Here is a 15,300-nt window from a genome sequence, read left to right on the forward strand (position 1 = left end):
TTTATTACTTAATCTTTACAAAATAAGGCAATCGCTCCAAAGGTACTTTTAGGGTGTGTTCTTTGCCTCCTTTGTACTTTTTGCCTTGTTCATCCTGCCAAGTGCCTTTGGGGAGTTTTACCGTGCGAATATCGCTTTCGGTCATTACAGGGGCTACTAAATACTTATCGCCCAGCATATATTGGTCTTTGCAATTAGCGAAACCCTGATGAGGAAAAGTATACTCCATACTGCGCACAATAGGTTCTCCTGTTTGTGCCGATTTTTTAGCTTCGGCTATGATATAGTCACCTAATTGTTCGTGCCATTTGGCGTATTTGACACAGATAGCCAAATTCTCTTTCGATAGAATGCGCCAAGGAGCTACTGAAAATTGCATCATAGGCATCATCGAATGTATTTGGCAAGAGCGCACTATGAGTTTCTGATTGAACTTAGTAGGGTCTACATTCAAGAAACTGCCGTATTCCCCTCCGCCTATCATATCGGGGCAAGCAAATGCATAACCGTTGAGTCCTGCGGCTATCATATCGGGGACTAAACGGGCTACACCGTCCCAAGAGTAACTCTTGTCACCCAAACGCTGTACCAAAGCCTGTCCGCCCAATTTCCAGCAAGCGCGGAACTCGTTGTAGGGGAATTCTAAGCCTAATTTACCCCAGAGATAGGTCTGTTCAGTATCGTAAGATTTTTGGTCGAAAACCTCTACATCTTCCGCCAAATAACGCTCTGGGTCACCTGCATCAAACTTAAATCCATCGATGCCGTATTCTTTTTGTAGGTCTTTAAGCATATTCACAAAGTAGGCAAAGGCTTCGGGATTGCTGAGGTCGTAGCAAGCGCTGAGCCCATTCCACCAATCGAGGATAGCAGGGGTGTCAGCTCCTTTTTTCTTCACTAAATAGCCTTTGTCGCGCAAAAAGCGGTACTCTTGGCTATCGGGTGATACAAATGGGCATACCCATACCATCACTTTGAAGCCCATTTGGTGGAGTTGGTCTATCATTTCCTTAGGCGTAGGGAACTTATCGGGGCGGAATTGCCATACGCCATAGTCTTTTTGCCAGTTGTCATCAATCATTATTACTCCCGTTGGCATTCCGTTGTCCAGAATGGCTTTGGCGTAGGCTAAAACGTCTTTTTCGTTCTGATTGTAAATAAGTTCTATCCAAGTGTTGTATTGTGGTTTGGTAAAGAACACTTCGGGGGGGATTACCCCAGAAGGTGGAAAATATTGTTTACTCACTGCCTGATAGGCACTTTTGAGGGTAGAGCCTGCTGTGTGGCAACTCACCTCAGCCCGTGAAGGAGTGATAAGTATCTTTCCTTCTTTAAATTGGTAAGCAAAAGGAGCTTCCGAAGCGATATAACGCCCTTGATTAGAGTACAGAAAGGGTACCGATTGGTTGTTAAAATTCTCGGTGCGCAAGTTGTAAATACGCTCCGATGGTTGGTAAGGCATCTCTTTGCCTACGCCCGTAAAGCCACCCCACCATTGTTCATTGGGTAGTAGGGTGATTTCAGTGGGCTGTTGTGCGCTCGCCCATAGCGAACTGCACAAAGTAATAAAAGCAAATATTCTTTTCATTTGTATGTTTTTAGTCGTTAGTTATTAGTTCTTAGCCGTTAACTTTTTACCTCTTACCTAAAATAAATTCTGAGGGTGATACCCCAAATTGTTCTTTAAAAGCTCTTGTGAAATACGACGGACTATCGATTCCTACTTCGTAGCACACTTCACTGATGAGTTTATCGGTAGTTTTAAGCAGTTCGGCAGCTTTGTCTAAGCGTATTTTGCGAATGTAGTTCGCCAAGGTAAGCTCGGTAGCTTGTTTGACAAAGCTGTACAACTTAGTGCGGTTCATACCGAGTTCAAGGCAGAGATTATCTACCGAGAAATGTGGGTTTTGCATATTGGTCACTACCAAGTGAGTGAGCTTGTCTAACTGTTCTTGTTGTTTTTTATCAATTACCTTCTGACGGATATTCTCAATAGGAGCGTGTTGTTTGCTCTTGTTGAGCAAGTTGCGCACATTGGTTTTGAGCAGTTTCACATCAAAAGGTTTGGTGAGGTAGGCATCAGCTCCTAACTCAATTCCTTCTATCTGCGACTCTATTTGCGATTTCGCCGTGAGCAATATCACAGGGATAAAGCACGTTTGCAGGTTCTTTTTCAGGATAGCACAAAGCTCAAATCCGTCAATTTTAGGCATCATCACATCCGATATGACCAAATTAGGAAAATGCTGATTACACTTCTCAATCGCTTGTTCGCCGTCGGAGGCGAGAATGATGTTGTACTCTTTGATAAAGATGTTTTTGAGTATCATCAGTACCTCGTGATTGTCGTCTACTAAAAGCAAGGTAGGTTTATCTTCTTGGGGCAAATTTAACATTTCGTCCTCTTCTTCGCCTATGTGTTCATACTCAACCGCATAGTCCGATAAGTATTCTTTCAGCTGAAAAGCACTGTCCTGTAACTTCTGTTCGGGCAATAAGTAACTATCGTCCATAGGGAAGGTGATGATGACTTCGGTACCTACATTGGGCTTACTGCTAATGATAATCCCACCGCGATGCGCTTCAACTAATGATTTTACCAAAGAAAGCCCGATGCCCGAACCTACTCTTTTTTGTCCTTGTCTCTCTACACGGTGAAAGCGTTCAAAGATTTCGGATAAGGCATTCTTCTCCAACCCTATGCCTTCATCTTGCACTTTTACCACCAACTGTTTGCCTGGCAAGGTATGCGCAGTGTTCTCAAAGGTGCTCTTGTAGAGCGGTGTGAGCTCGCTCAAATTCTCTACCGAAATCGATAAGCGTATAGTGCTTCCCGCATTGGAGTACCTAATAGCATTAGAAAGAATATTCGAAAGTATCTTGCTAAAATACTTCTCATCTAACCACAACTTCACTTCTTGTTCAGGCAGTGTTAATTGCAAGGTTATAGCCACTTTGCTTGCCCACTCCTTAAACTCGTTGTAAATGGCTTGCACATAGCTATTTGCCGAAATATAATTAGCTTTTAGCTGAGGTGTATACACGTCCATACGATGTATTTCAAGCAGTTCGTTCACCATATTACTGAGCTTACCCGTATTGCGTTTGAGGGTATGCACATACTTATTGGAAGGCATTTCCTCTTCCATTTCAGTTACTGCGTGGCTCATTAGGGTAAGTGGTGTACGGAACTCGTGTGAGACGTCTGTAAAGAACTGCATTTTCATCTGCATTAGCTCTTCTTTATGTCGCTCTTTTTCCTCTTGTACAGCTATGGTATGCTTCATTTGCGTCCATCGCATAAAGTACCTGAAACCTATGTACAGCAAGCCTGCAAGGCCAAGTGCATAGAGGGTGTATGCCCACCACGTAAGCCAAAAAGGAGGCTTGGAGACCACTGTAAGCTCGGTCTGCGCTCCGCTCCACTGTTGCCAATCGCCTACCTCTACTAATAGTTTGTAAGTACCATAAGGGAGCTTTTGGTAAGTGGCGTGTGGGGCAGGGTCATTCACGGCTATATAATGCCAATCAGTGTCGTAATCCTCCAATTTATAACGGTAACGCAACCGCTGAGGGGCATTGTATGACAAAGTGGTGAAGTACACCGAAAAATCGTTGTTCGGGTACGCTATCGAAAGCGCATCGGTAAACTCTATAGACGAATTGACTACTTTGCCGTTGTTTTCAAACCTGCTAAAATGTACTCTTAGGTGGGCTGACGAAAACATTTGCGCTTGTGGTTTAAAATAGTTAAAGCCGTGTGAGCCCCCAAAGTACAGATTTCCCTCAGCATCTTTGCAAGAGGAAGCCGTCCCGAAACTGTGTCCTTGCAAGCCATCGTTGTTGCTGAAAGCCGCAAAACGCTTCTGCTTTGTATCAAAGAAACTCAAGTAAAAGCCTCCACACCACACATTGCCAAAAGCATCTACTTCCACACTTTCAATATCGTTAGAGGTTGCCCCTTCTTCTATACCGTAATGTTCGGCAGTATAAGTGAGTTTGCCATTAGCGTTATCAGTGAGAACCACCTTGTTGAGTCCGCTACCCATAGTGCCTATCCAATAAGTATCTTTGTCTTTATCAATTGCCCAAAGATAATTACTACTTAGGCTGTGTGGGGTTTTAGCGTCGGCAGCGTATTTGAGCACACGCACTACCTCGCCTTTGGCATTGAGTTGCAATCTGTTTAAGCCCATTACCGAGGTTATCACCAGTTCGTTCTTAGCTTTATCCACATATATTTTGTGGAGCTTGTTAGTAGATAACCTACGAGGTTCAGGCGTTGTTTCGGTAAAGGTGTAGACGTTTTGCCATTGTCCTTTTTGCTCTTCAAAGCACTCCAATCCTGAATAGGTAGTAATCCACAAACGGTGAAAGGTATCGAGCTTGATATCAAATATATAATCGTTGCACTGTGTTGCAAACGAACCGATAATGCGTCGGCTTTGCTTGTCTATCACCCATACCCGTTCGCGAACCGATACGTACAAGTGTGCTTTATCGCTCTGAATACTCGTAACGTTAGGCGAAAGCTCAGGAGCATTACAATAGTGCTCGTCTAACTGCTGGCTCTGGGTGTGAAACCTAATCACTCCGCCGAACTTATTGCCTATATACACATAGCCATCGGGGTCGTAGTGCATCGTGCTTACAAACTCCGAACCCACTTTGCTCTGGGGTTTTATCCATACCGTCTTGAAGAACGCATCGCGCGTACTGCTGTACGATACGCCATTAGACCAAGCCGATACCCACAAATTGCTCTCCTTGTCTAAGAACACACTGTTGATATGATTGCTTGCCGAGTACGGATTCAAAGGCGAGTGACTGTGTTCTTTCAGCAGAGAAAGACTGTTTTTATCCAACTGGAAGATACTTTCTTCATTCACTACCCACACGTATTGCCCGCTCAGTGTAAGAGAAAGCAAATGTTTGTTCAGGTCAAAATCCTTTTTAGCGACTATCGTATAGGTGTTATCGGGCTTACAGGCGTACTTCACTAAGCTATCTCGGTAAATCACCCACAAATAGCCATCGGCATAGAGCATCTTTACGATACCCGAACCTATGTTGTTCACCTTTTCAGGTAGGGCTTTTAGTCTGCCCTTGTCAGGAACGTAAGCCGATAACCAAGGGAACCCCGAAAGCCACACTTCTCCTTTTTCGCTCACTGCTATTTGCGGATTGAGTTGCGAAGTAGTGAGTTGTGAGGCAGAGCCAATAGGCAATGTTTTTAGCGTAAGTGTCTTCTCTCGCTGATTCCACACTACCTTAGCACGCCTAATTTGGTTTTCGCTCAAAAGCCAAAGTTCATTGTTTGTGCCTTTTTGTAAGAGTTTTACTTTGGTATAGAAAGCCAAATCAAGAGGGTCGTCTATTTTGAAATTGACAAACTGTTTGAGCCGAATATCAAAACAAGCTACTCCTGCTTCGGTAGCTACCCAAAGGTAACGCCCCATAGGTTGCAAACTGTACACACGGTTGTAGTACACCGAGTTGATAGGGTCTTGCTCGTACTTGTAGGCATCGAGGGTATAGCCATCGAAACGGTTCAGCCCTCTGTGGGTGCCTAACCAAATAAAGCCCAACGAATCCTGAGCAATGCAAGTAACGTTGTCGTGCAACAGACCTTCATTGCGCGTAAGATGGTGGAAAAGGAAAGTTTCTTGCGCTTGAATTCTCACCACCAACTCTTCTGTGAAAGCGATAGGAAAGAGAAAATACCACAACAGCAGGATTCGCAGGAGCTTTATCGTTCTGTTCATTTGTCAAAATTTCATTTAGAGGGCAAAGATATAAAATCCTTATCAAAAGCTCAAAATACCCAAATCTAAAAACTGATAAGTAACCTTCATTTCTTCATCTTAGATTCGCCTTACCTTCATCGTAGATTCGTCTTTTGTTCGTCATTCCTTCGTCTTTTGTTCGTTGTAGAGCCACTGTAGACCCACTCTTCGTTCACCTCTTCTTCGTCTTTTCTTTACCCTATTCGTACAGATTACACCTCATCACTATCTTATGGGGTTACCGTAATTTTGATAGTGCGGTACTCAGTGTTGTACTTGTACTCGTCAGCACTTACAGTTCCTACATCAGTTTTATAGCCGTCTTTTGAATAGCTTTTAAAACCACTGCTACTGCCCACTACCACTACCTCATAAGTTCCTGCTTTGTCATACGTATGAGTATATTTGGTTACCCCAGAATCATCGGTAATGGTAATACCTTTTCCTGTATCGAAAGCCTTATAGTCAATAGCTCCAAAGTTAGCCGATTCAACAAAATAATCACCTATATAGCCAATGCCAGCACCCACGGTAGTAAACAGAATCTGAATATAAGAAAGCGTTGCCATTTTTTTGTTTACAGCACTTTCCCACGCTGAAATGGTACGACCAATATCAAAAGTGTAATCGGTATACTCAGTTTTGGGTTCTACAAATAAATCCCAAACGGTTTCTTTTTTGAAAGTGACTGCTGTTTCTCCTTCAGCAATTCCTCCTAAGAATATCACGATAGGGAACTTTGTTTCTTCGGGGTGTTCGCTTTGGTCGTTAGTACTTTTCAAAGTAGTTGTCGCAAACTTCATTCGTAAAGTCATCTTCTTGTCGCTTCCTACTTTGGTGTTTACATTAAGGCGCAAAGCTTCATACCACCAGTTAGGGTGTTGGGCATTCACTTTCACTACATTTTTACCTATGGTAGCATCGGTTACTACTTCGGCTTGACTGCCAACTAAGTTATCACCGCTATTGGCGTTGCGCACTTCAAAAGCGCCATTGGCTAAAGTAGTGCTCCCTACTTGTGTAGAAGTAAAGTCTACTTTGTAAGGTTTCACATCAGGGTCGGTAGGGCGATAGTTTTTACCTTGTAATTCCTCTGAAGTCTTCCCTTTGAGTACATTGTCTATACTCTTTTGGTAATCGTGCCCTTCATCACCGGTGTAAATAGCCAAAGCATTTACATTGTGATGAATAGTAAAAGTTACGGGGTCGCCTACCTTCACTTGGGTTTTATCAGCTGTTACTGATAGGTCTACGTCTTCAGGTTTGTCCTTAGTACAAGCACCCAAAGCCGTGAGTAGCAAACTGCTAATGAGTAATATATATGTTTTCATTTTAATATCCAGGATTTTGAGTTAAATTCTTATTTGCGTCCAATTCGCTAAGCGGAATAGGTAATAGCTGGTGATAAGGGCGAACATTCTCAGGCGCAGCAGGTGCTGGAATACGGCGTTCCTCCCCACTGATAAACGGATTGTTGATACGCCAGTTTTGGAAAGCTTGTACCAAAATGCCACGGCGTACGAGGTCGCACCAGCGGTCAGTAGTTTCTCCTACAAGCTCACGAGCGCGCTCGTTCAGTATTTCGGTGCGGAAAGCAGTATAGTCATCTCTGTAATGTTTGGCTGTCCACATAGCAGTACCTGCATAGTCATAGCCATAAGAGGAGGTTTTCCAATCGGGTACTACGGTATTTACATCGTTGATATGAGTTTTATCCAAATCACGAGGCAATACATCACGGTGTACGATGCGTCCGCCTGCTTTGTTAGAGATACGAGCGCGTTTGCGCACTAAGTTCACTGCATCGTAAGCGCTTTGCACGTTGGTGCCATTCATTGTTAAAGAAGATGAGGGTGTGTAGGCCCCAGGTGAATGGTTTACCTCGTTATAGGCTTCGGCATAGATGAGAAGTACATCAGCAAAGCGAAGTAACGGTTCATCCATACCAAAGTTCTTGTAGTTATACGAAGAGGTATCAGCTAGTGGGAAACGGCGGAACTTACCGATACTCCACATTACCCAGTTATTGTTTTCGGTAGCCTTACTAAGAGGTTGGTCTACACGGGTATCTTTATAAATATTGTAGTCCCAACCCCATAACTTACCATTGTCGAGCACTTGCACACGTGGGCAGTTCCACAATCGGCGAATAGAGTCGGAGGGTTCATAAATCATACGATGGTAATCGGAACTGGAGATGTTATCCCACGAACCTCCTAAGTTCTCATTCCCTCTCATTCCGTAAAGCATTCCTGTGAGGGTACCGGTATCGTCACCTGTAAGACCTTGTACGCACCAAATAACTTCTTTTGGAGCTTCGCTTATTTTGGTTTTAGCGTTGAATACATCGGGATAGTATTCTACTAATTGGTAGCGACCGCCTTGTATGACCTCTTTGGCATAGTTCATTGCTTTGGTGTAGTTTTCAGTAGCCGAACCAAGCACTTCACGTCCGTCGCGTTGTGCTACTGAAGCAAGCCACAAGTGTACTTTAGCTAAGAAACCGCGACAAGCATCTTTGGTAATACGTCCGTATTGGTAACCATTGCCTGTATCGCCTTTTTCGGCTACGTGAGCCATTGCATAAGTAAAGTCGGCAATGATTTGCTCAAACACCTGCTTCTGTGGAGTACGAGGCACTTTGAGGTCGTCGAGTGATTTGGTTTCTTTCACAACCAAAGGCACATCGCCAAACCAACGCACCAAATCGAAGTACAAGTAAGCGCGCACACCACGAGCTTCGGCTACATAGCGTTCCCAGTTATTGATGCGACCTTGGTGTTCGGTTACATTATCGATTACCGAGTTGCAGTTCTTAATGGCAGCATAGTGTTGTTGCCACATTTGGGTAATATAATCGTTGTCTGACCCAAACTTGTAGTTGCGCAAGCCTCCCCCTTCGTCCCAATCGGCGCGTTTAGCAAGGTCGGTACTGATTTGTTTAGTGCCGTGTCCTGTAACATACACATCGGTGAGGTAACGGTAAGTACCGTTCATCGCTTGGCGAGCATCCAATTCATTTTCATAGAAAAATTGAGATGTAGGGGTGCTCTTGGGGGTTTCTTCCAAGAACTTGCCACAACTGCTCAATCCGAGGCTTACCCCTATTGTTATAATGGTGATAATATGTAATTTCATAATCTATATCTTTTAAAAACCAACTTCTACTGAGAATAAAACCGATGTGGGTCGTGGATACGGACTCATATCGAGACCTGGGGCTAAGCGGGCAATAGTTCCATAGCCAGTATTCGCTTCGGGGTCAAACCCTGAATAACGTGTCCAAAGCGCAAGATTGGTACCGGTAACGCCTACACGCAATTTGTTAAGTTTGTAAGGTTCTAATACTTCTTTAGGCAAGTTGTAACTAAGAGTAACAGTTTGCAAACGCAAGAAAGAACCGTCTTCTACCAAGTCGCTGCGGAAAGCGTTTTCAGCCCAGAAACCACCTCCAAAGAGCGGGAAGTTACGGTCGGGGTGTGCTTCTGACCACACGTTGTTATAAACGCTTTGTGTGATATTGTCGATATTCTTAGTGCCTGTGAGGTAGTAAGCATTACCGTTTACTACATCGTTGCCATACGACCAACGCAAGAAAGCGTACAATTCCCAACCTTTATATGAGAAAGTGTTACCTATACCACCCGTGTGCAATGGGTTTACATCGGCTACGGGCACACGGTCGTTAGTATCGATTACACCATCGTGGTTGATGTCTTTCACACGTAAACCGCCTAAAGCTACGTTAGGCCCTGGCTGAGCGTTATCCACTTCGTTTTGGTTGTGGAATACACCATCAGCTACATAACCGTAGTAAATACCCACTGGCATACCTACGCGCAAGAGCACATCACTTTTGATTTTGGAGTTGATACCTCGGTCGTAAAATTGTTGATACTGACCTTCGTCTAATGAAAGGATTTTGTTTCGGTAGAAAGAAATATTGAAATCAGTTGTCCATTTGAAATCGCTTTCTCGCAACCATTGTGCATTGAAACTCACTTCGAGACCTTTGTTTTCCATTGAACCTGCATTCTTCCACGCTTTTTGGAATCCCGAAGTAGAAGGGATATTCACTTCCAAAAGCATATCGTCTATGCGTTTGTAATACAATTCAGTAGAAAGGGTGTAACGGTTTTTGAGGAAGGACAAATCTAAACCGATATTGTATTGCTTTTGGCTTTCCCATTTGAGGTTGTCGTTAGCAATATTGCTGGTATAACGACCGATTTCTACTTTGTTACCGTCTAATACTACTTTGTTTTTAGCGAGTTGCGCTAAAGATTGGTAAGATGGGATTTGGTTGTTACCTGTCATACCAAAACTACCGCGCAAACGCAAATTGGAAATAGCTTCTATTTTCTTGATAAAGTCTTCTTCGTGAGCATTCCAAGCCAAAGAAACGGCAGGGAAGTAACCGTATTTGTTGTTCTTACCAAATTTAGAAGAACCATCGGCACGCAAAGAAGCGTTGAGTACATACTTGTTGTTATAACTATAAGTAGCCCTACTGATGTAGGATACTAATTGGTTGCCATCATAAGTGTACAAAGGCGCATAGGTTACTAACCCTTGGTTGATACCCCAAATGCCTTGTTTGGTATCCTCGAAGTTGGTAGACTTATTGTAAGTATAATCTGTCCAATACTTATTGGCTTCAAAAGCGCCCATTATAGAAAAATAGTGCTTATTGATGCTCTTAGAGTATTGCAAACGGGCTTCATATACCCAGCTGTTCTCATTGCGATGAGAGAGTTCCATACGTCCGCGTTCTGACTGTCCAAACCAAGTGTCAGGTCCCCAAAAACGGTCTTGACCAATAGTGTGTAAACGGTAAGAAGCACTGGTGTTAAAAGTCAAATCTTTAAGCAGTTGATAGCTGAGGTATACATTGGCGTTGAGCTCGTTATATTTGGTATTGATATCCACTTGGTCTACTGCTACCTTAGGGCTCATCGTACGAATATTAGGATAGCTCATCAGGGTACCAAAACCAGGGTAGTCTAAGAAAGGAGAAGTTTGCAAAGCTTTGAGAACCACTCCATTTTGAGACCAATCGCTTACGGGATTTTTATCCTTAGAAACGGCATAAGAGAGGTTGATACCTGCATTCATCTTATCGTTAATCTTCTGAGAGAGGTTGAGGCGTGAAGTAAAGCGGTTGAAAGCAGAACGTTTGATAAGTCCTTCTTGGTTCAGATAGCCCACTGAAAGCATATAGCGGGTTTGGTCGGTACCACCCGTGATACTACCGTTAGCTTCGTTTTTAGTACCTGTTTGGGTAACTTCTTTCAGCCAATCTTTTACGGCAGGGTGATTCCAGCCTTTTTCGGCAATCATTCGTTGCCAAAAGTCTATTTGAGGTTGATTGCCCCAAGTGCCATAATCGAGCATTTTGTGAGCATAATTTTCAGCATTGAGCACCTTCAAAGGGATATTAGGCATCATTTCAATAGAACTTGCATAACTGAAGTTAAATTTAGGTTTAGCGAGCTCTTTTCCTTTTTTGGTGGTGATAAGCACTACCCCATTAGAACCGTTAGACCCGTAGATAGCTGCTGCTGCGGCATCTTTGAGGATTTCCATTGACTCAATGTCGTTAGGGTTTAAGCTGAGTAGCGGATTGGTAGCCACATCTTCATTGGTGTTGGTTACCCTTTGGGTAGGCATAGGCACCCCATCAATAACAAAGAGCGGTTGCGTACCTCCTGTGATGGAGTTCACCCCGCGAATTCTAAATGTGAGTCCGCTGGAAGCAGAACCATCGGAAGAGATGATTTGCACCCCACTCACTTTACCTTGCAACGCTTGCAATACCTGCGATGGACTGCTTTGGGCGATATCTGCCATTTTCACCGAAGCTACTGCCGTAGAGATATCGCTTTTGCGCTGTGTACCGTACCCTACAAGTACTACTTCATCAATCTGAGTGACCTCAGGTTCGAGAGATACATTGAAAGTACGTGTTTTACCTACGGCTATGGTTTTGGAGCGATAGCCCATAAAGCTCACTACTATTTTATCGGTAGGAGCTACACTTAGGGAGAAACGCCCTTCAAAATCAGTAGCCGTACCTGAATGCGCGTGCTCTACGGCAACGCTTGCACCAGGGAGGGGTTGTTTGTTTTCATCGGTAACTACCCCCGTAATAGTTACTTTTTGCGCCAGCATTGGGATACTGAACAGCAAAATACAAATGCTAATGATGCTTTTCATTATATAAAATTTAAAGTTTTTTCTTTGGGACAAAATTAAGGAATACTTAACAAAAAGCACTTTACTTATTGTACATTTTTCTTTACTAAAAGTTATTTTTCTGATAAAAACGTAAGTAATCAATAAGTTAACGTGAGCTTAAGGTAAGAAATATCGTAGTATTTATGTTACGAAAAATATACAGAATAGAGGCACAAGGACTTTTTAAAAGGAAATAAAAAGGAATTATAAGTAACTGGAAAAAGTGTTTTTTGATTGAAAAGAGCTTGAGTTAGCTTATAGAGAGCTTATAGGAAGCTTATACGAATCTTGGAAGATTGGTATAGAAAAGGTATATAAGTAGTTGATTAATACTATAATACAACGATTAAAAAGTGCTAAAAATGAGGTTTCGAGGCGAAAGAAAGAGGAATAGGTAATAGGCCTTAGGCCATAGGCAATAGGGGGAGTATGACGGAAAAAGGGGAATGTAGCGACGGAGAAGGGGGAATGTAGCGACTCACTTATTCGGTAAGCCCCCGAACCCCCGAAGGGGGACAAGCTGAAAAAGGTGACAAACCTCTCTCTTTACTCATACCTAGCTGTCGCTGGCTATCTTCAAGGGGGAGTGTAGGTACGAATGACGAGAGACGAATGACGAACAAATGACGGTCGAGCCACACAGGCGGATAAAATTAGTAAATGAGTTAATTAGCAAATTAGCAAATGGGGGCGGGAGAATTAAATAATGTAGATTTAGAGAGCTTATAGAAAAGACGAACAAAGAACGAGCAATGAGTGGCTCTACAGTGGGTCTACAACGAAGAAAAGACGAAGAAATGATGAACAAAAGACGAAGAAAAAGTGAAGGTAAATTAAAGCTAAGATAGGGATATGAAGAAAGTTCGGTTGTATTTATCAATACAAAAAAAAGGGGATACCAACGCAAAAGCGAAGGTATCCCGTTTTTTAATATATTTAATGATTAAAAATCGATAGAGGTATCGTCTTCTCCTGAGCCTTCTTCTTTCTCCTTGCTACAATCTATTTGGATTTGTACATTCTGAGGAGCAGGGAATGCTGCTTTGGAAACAGCTAAGTCAGTATCGGCATAACACTTTTTCATATAGTATCCCCAAATAGGTAGAGCCATTGTAGCCCCTTGTCCATAAGCCATACTACGGAAGTGTACTGCACGGTCTTCGCCTCCTACCCATACGCCTGTTACAAGATTAGGCACCATTGCGACAAACCAACCATCGCTGTTGTTTTGGGTAGTACCGGTTTTACCAGCTATGGCATTGGTAAATTGGTAAGGATAGCCAGTCATCACATTTTTATATACAGCGTTGTAGCTATCAGCTCCTTTGGTACGCAATCTCGCCCCTGAACCGTAGCGAGTAACACCTTCCAAAAGATTTACTACGGCGCGAGCTACTTCGGCATTTACTACATCGTGAGTTTCAGGAGTGTTTTCGAAGAGTACAGTACCGTTTTTATCTTCAATACGGGTAATCAGTACAGGTTTTACATATACGCCTTCATTGGCAAAAGTACCGTAAGCACCTACCATTTGGAAAACAGTGGCATCAGCAGTACCTAAGGCGATGGAAGGAGCTTGAGGCATATTGGAAGTAATTCCTAACTTTTTCACTAAGTTAATGACAGGAAGAGGACCTACTTTATCCATTAAATTCACCGTAATAGAGTTCACAGAGTTTGCTAATGCATATTTGAGAGTCATCATCTTACCGGTAAAGTTACCTGTGGAGTTACGCGGACACCACGCTTGCAGGTTACCATATTTATGAGCTTCTACACAAGTTTGTATATCGGGCAGCTCTAAACAAGGAGAATAGTGGAGCTGGTCAATAGCTGTGGCATAAACAAAAGGTTTGAAGGTAGACCCAGTTTGGCGAGCTCCTTGTATGACTTGGTCGTACTGGAAATGTTTGTAGTTAATACCACCAACCCAAGCCTTGATATGCCCTGTTTGGGGTTCCATAGACATCATTCCTGTGCGCAAAAAAGCCTTGTAGTACAGTATAGAATCGCGAGGGGTCATTACAGTGTCTTTCTCACCTTTCCAACTGAATACGCGCATATCGGTCTTTTTATAGAAAGAGTCGCGGATTTCCTTTTCGGAATAGCCTAAATACTTTAAGTGAGCCCAGCGATTAGAGTTTTTCATTGCCTTTTCAATTAGGGCTGCGTACTCATCTTTTGAGACCTTCACGAAAGGGAACATAGGGTTCTTTTTAGGGTTATTTTCGGCGTCGAAAGCCTTTTGTAGTCGTTGCATATGAGCTTTAACGGCAGCCTCAGCGTAGGCTTGCATCTTAGAATCGATAGTAGTGTAGACTTTTAGTCCATCGAGATATAAGTTGTGCTTGGTACCGTCTGGCTTAGGATTGTTTTCAATCCAGGTTTTCATATAAGTACGCAAGTATTCGCGGAAATAGGTAGCCAAACCGTCGTTATGGCTCTCAGGAGTGAATTTAATTTTTAAAGGCAGTTTTTGTAGAGAGTCTTTTTCCTCTTGAGTAATGTAGTTGTTCTTTGCCATTTGGGCAAGTACTACATTACGCCTATTGGTGACGCCTACTTTATTTTTCACTGGATTATAAAGAGCGGAGTTTTTAAACATTCCGACCAGCATTGCCCCCTCTTCTATCTTGAGATTTTTAGGTTCTTTATCGAAGTAAATTTTGGCAGCAGAGCGTATACCATCGGCATTGTTATTAAAGTCGTAGACATTAAAGTACATTGCCAATATTTCTTCTTTGGTATATTGTTTCTCGAGACGAGTAGCAATGACCCATTCTTTTATCTTTTGAGTATAACGCCCTAAGCCTCTTTTCTTTTCTTTATGGAAGAGTTGTTTAGCTAACTGTTGGGTAATAGTTGAAGCCCCTCCTCTGCTACCGAAGAAAAACATTGCGCGCAAGGTGCCACGTACATCGATACCTGAATGCTCGTAAAAGCGTTCGTCCTCGGTAGCAATAAGCGCATCGACTAATGATTTGGGCAAATCTTTAAACTTAATAGGGGTACGATTCTCGTCTAAATAGAATTTTCCTAAGGATTTACCATCGGCGGTAATTATTTCGGTAGCCAAATTGGTTTCGGGATTTTCTAAGTGTTTGAAGTCAGGCATCTCGCCTAATAGTCCCAAAGACGCTGATAAGAACAGCAACATAATTGCTACAATTCCACCAGCAAAGATATACCAAAACCATTTTACGACGGGGCTTATACCCTTTTTGGTTTGACTATTGTTTTCTGTGTCGTTTGTTTTTTCATATCTTATTTATCAGTT

The 15,300-nt window shown here is 42.8% G+C and carries 6 protein-coding genes; all 6 read right to left on the minus strand.

What is annotated here, in order from left to right; genetic code table 11:
- Positions 1 to 4: 4 nt before the first annotated feature.
- Positions 5 to 1,588 carry a glycoside hydrolase family 31 protein gene (locus tag C3V44_RS05170; RefSeq protein WP_106095769.1) on the minus strand — a complete coding sequence of 528 codons (1,584 nt, stop codon included), beginning with the start codon at positions 1,586 to 1,588 and terminating at the stop codon, positions 5 to 7.
- Positions 1,589 to 1,634: 46 nt separating this feature from the next.
- Positions 1,635 to 5,765 (minus strand): response regulator, encoded by a 4,131-nt coding sequence (locus tag C3V44_RS05175; protein ID WP_106095770.1) that lies wholly within the window; start codon positions 5,763 to 5,765, stop codon positions 1,635 to 1,637.
- Positions 5,766 to 6,016: 251 nt separating this feature from the next.
- Positions 6,017 to 7,117, minus strand: coding sequence for a DUF5017 domain-containing protein (locus C3V44_RS05180; protein WP_106095771.1), 1,101 nt, complete (start codon positions 7,115 to 7,117; stop codon positions 6,017 to 6,019).
- Position 7,118: 1 nt separating this feature from the next.
- Positions 7,119 to 8,924, minus strand: coding sequence for a RagB/SusD family nutrient uptake outer membrane protein (locus C3V44_RS05185; RefSeq protein WP_106095772.1), 1,806 nt, complete (start codon positions 8,922 to 8,924; stop codon positions 7,119 to 7,121).
- A 12-nt stretch (positions 8,925 to 8,936) separates the two neighbouring features.
- Positions 8,937 to 12,002 carry a TonB-dependent receptor gene (locus C3V44_RS05190; RefSeq protein WP_106095773.1) on the minus strand — a complete coding sequence of 1,022 codons (3,066 nt, stop codon included), beginning with the start codon at positions 12,000 to 12,002 and terminating at the stop codon, positions 8,937 to 8,939.
- 964 nt (positions 12,003 to 12,966) lie between these two features.
- The gene (locus C3V44_RS05195; protein WP_106095774.1) at positions 12,967 to 15,291 is read right to left on the minus strand and encodes a penicillin-binding protein 1A; all 2,325 of its coding nucleotides are present in this window, start codon (positions 15,289 to 15,291) and stop codon (positions 12,967 to 12,969) included.
- Between the last annotated feature and the right edge of the window lie 9 nt (positions 15,292 to 15,300).

This window comes from Capnocytophaga sp. oral taxon 864 (assembly GCF_002998835.1).
GTDB classification, from domain to species: Bacteria; Bacteroidota; Bacteroidia; order Flavobacteriales; family Flavobacteriaceae; genus Capnocytophaga; species Capnocytophaga ochracea.

Bases quoted from the DNA above. Each gene is read 5' to 3' on its own strand.
- C3V44_RS05175 (WP_106095770.1), bottom strand. From the start codon at position 5,765: ATGAACAGAACGATAAAGCTCCTGCGAATCCTGCTGTTGTGGTATTTT.
- C3V44_RS05180 (WP_106095771.1), bottom strand. From the start codon at position 7,117: ATGAAAACATATATATTACTCATTAGCAGTTTGCTACTCACGGCTTTG.
- C3V44_RS05190 (WP_106095773.1), bottom strand. From the start codon at position 12,002: ATGAAAAGCATCATTAGCATTTGTATTTTGCTGTTCAGTATCCCAATG.
- C3V44_RS05185 (WP_106095772.1), bottom strand. From the start codon at position 8,924: ATGAAATTACATATTATCACCATTATAACAATAGGGGTAAGCCTCGGA.
- C3V44_RS05170 (WP_106095769.1), bottom strand. From the start codon at position 1,588: ATGAAAAGAATATTTGCTTTTATTACTTTGTGCAGTTCGCTATGGGCG.